1 protein-coding gene and 2 pseudogenes are annotated in these 2,810 nt (G+C 63.2%); all 3 read left to right on the forward strand.

The annotated features are described in order from the left end of the window. Window positions 1-57: 57 nt before the first annotated feature. Window positions 58-831: pseudogene (locus tag AC1D34_RS36200) on the forward strand (IS256 family transposase); the annotation flags it as partial. Window positions 832-878: 47 nt separating this feature from the next. After that, entirely contained in the window at window positions 879-2,258 is a 1,380-nt protein-coding gene (locus AC1D34_RS36205; protein ID WP_476826865.1) for a transposase, read from the forward strand. A gap of 80 nt (window positions 2,259-2,338) precedes the next feature. Next, window positions 2,339-2,788 (forward strand): annotated as a pseudogene (locus AC1D34_RS36210) (transposase); the annotation flags it as partial. Between the last annotated feature and the right edge of the window lie 22 nt (window positions 2,789-2,810).

Genomic DNA, 2,810 nt, shown 5'->3' on the forward strand with positions numbered 1-2,810 from the left:
CAGGGACTGTCCGGTATTTTGTGTCCGGGGCCATAGTGACGCCGATGGAGGGCGCTCATGGTCATCAAGAAGGACACACTGGATCAGTTGCTTGCGGGACGTGATCCGCGCGATGTTTTCGCCAAGGAYGGGCTKGTCGATGAGCTGAAGAAGGCCCTGGCGAACCGGGTCTTGTCGGCGGAACTGGACGATCACCTCGACGGCGAGGCGGCTGCCGGAAAGCCCAATCGCCGCAACGGCTATTCGAAGAAGACGGTGCTGGGYGAGAGCTCGAAGCTGGARCTCCGGATTCCGCGTGATCGCGAGGGGACGTTCGATCCCCAGYTGATCGCCAAGTACCAGCGTCGRTTTCCCGGTTTCGACGCGAAGATCATCTCGATGTACGCCCGCGGTATGAGCGTCMGGGAGATCCAGGGCCATCTGCTTGAGATCTACGGCCTCGACGTCTCGCCGGATCTGATCTCGACGGTGACCGACGCGGTGCTGGAGACGGTGACGGAGTGGCAGAACCGGCCGCTGGAGRCGAGCTACCCGCTGATCTTCTTCGACGCGATGCGGGTTAAGATCCGGGACGAGGGCCTTGTCCGCAACAAAGCCGTCTACCTCGCGCTCGGCGTCCAGGCCGACGGCACKAAGGACATCCTCGGCATCTGGATCGAGACGACCGAGGGCGCCAAGTTCTGGTTGCGGGTGATGAATGAGCTGAAAAACCGCGGCGTCGAGGATGTCCTCATCGCCGTCGTCGACGGGCTGAAAGGCTTCCCCGAGGCGATCAACGCSGTCTTTCCGCAAGCGATCGTCCAGACCTGCATCGTGGGGTCGTTGAAAAACCTGCCTTCGCGTGATTCTCTTGATCCTGATCGGGATTGGGGGCCGGCATGCTGGGTCGCAAGGAACGGGACCAACTGGAGCTGTTCATTTCGGGCACGCTCCGCCAGCTTATTCCTGACGAACATATTCTGGTCCGGGTTGACGGCGTGCTCGATCTTTCCTGGCTCCGAAACGRGCTCTCCGATCTGTACTGCCTCGACAATGGCCGGCCGGGCATCGACCCTGAAGTTGCTGTCCGCCTGATGCTGGCGGGGTTCCTGCTCGGCATCGTTCATGACCGTCGCCTGATGCGCGAGGCTGCGGTCAACATCGCGATCCGCTGGTTCGTCGGCTACGGCCTTCATGAACCGCTGCCCGACCACTCGTCATTGACGCGCATTCGCCAGCGYTGGGGCGCAGAACGCTTCCGCCGGATYTTCGAACGCTCGGTCCAGGCTTGCATTGCAGCCAGGATCGCAACCGGCGAAGTCGTCCATCTCGACGCCTCGCTGATCCGSGCCCATGTCAGTTGGGATGCACTCGCCGTCCGCCATGTCGAAGCTGTCGCGGAGGCAAACAGCGACGACGASGCCCTTCGCGAGAGCCGACAGAGTGGCAAGTTCAAGAAGGTGTGCGTGACCGATCCCGACGCCACCATGGCGACCAACGGCCGGAACCGCCGGCTCGAGCCGGCCTATAAGCAACATACTGCCGTSGACGATATCGCTGGCGTCATTGTCGACGTCGAAGTCGCGACSGGYGAGSAGAACGAGGGCATGGCGGTCGCCGAGCGCCTCGATGCGGTGGCCRCGACAGCCGGYAGGGCGATGACGATCGCGACGATGGACGCCGGATACGCCTATGCGAAGGTCTTCCGGGCCCTGGAGGATCGCCAGATCGAGGGGATCGTTCCGGCCAAGGCCGAACCACCMCCAGGYAAGGTCATTCCCACGCGGCGGTTCAAATTCGATGCCTTGCATAATCTGGCCCGCTGCCCGCGTGGCAAGATCCTGCGCCCCAAGGGCAAACTCCATCGCGGGGCGTTCCAGTATTTTCACGCCAGTGCCAGAGATTGCGGCCCTTGCCCGCTACGGGCGCGYTGTGTCAGCCCCTCGCGCCATGCCCGTGTCGTCGTCTTCAATGTCAACCACCCGTCTCTGCTGCGGGCCCGGCGCAAGCGGCTCCAATGGGGAAAGCGGGAGAAACGCCTCTATCAACGGCATCGCTGGCGCGTCGAGGGCGTCCACGGCGAGGCCAAGACCTGGCACGGTCTTGCGCGCGCCGTTCGGCGCGGCCTCGACAACATGCGCATCCAGGCTTTCCTGACCGCGGCGGCGATCAACCTCAAGCGGCTCGCTGCCGCCCTTCTGGCCGCCATTGCCGGGCTCTCGCCCGAACCTTTCGCCGAGTTCCGTGCCGGCGCCCACGCCAGACCATACCCAGCCTGACACGCCGCAAACGGCAGTGGCCGATGYCGTCGGGCGCTTGCTCAACATCCCCGCCAAAACTCGGCTTTCTCAACGACCCCATCGTGCAYCTGATCCGGCACTCSCTGGAATTCGTCTCCTGGAAGGATCGAAARCCCGTCGTGCCCGCGCTGCGCATGATCTACCGGGCCACAGACGCCGAGGCCGGCAAAGCCGCGCTCGAGGCCTTCGATGCCGGCTTCTGGGGGCGAAAATACCCGGCAATAGCCCAGGCCTGGCGCCGSAACTGGGATCGCGTCATCCCRTTCTTCGCGTTCCCCGAGGCCGTCCGCAAAATCGTCTACACAACAAATGCGATCGAAGCCTTGAACGCAAAGCTCCGGCGAGCGGTCAAAATCCGAGGCCATTTTCCGACCGACGAAGCCGCAACCAAGCTGATCTATCTCGTCTTGCGCGATGCCGCGGCCGAGTGGAAAATGCCCCCACGCGAATGGACCGAAGCCAAGTCCCAGTTCGCGATCATGTTCGAGGATCGCTTCATCACTCAATGAAGCTCAACCCGCCCCGGACACA

Source organism: Allobosea sp. P1_A7 (genome assembly GCF_056406775.1).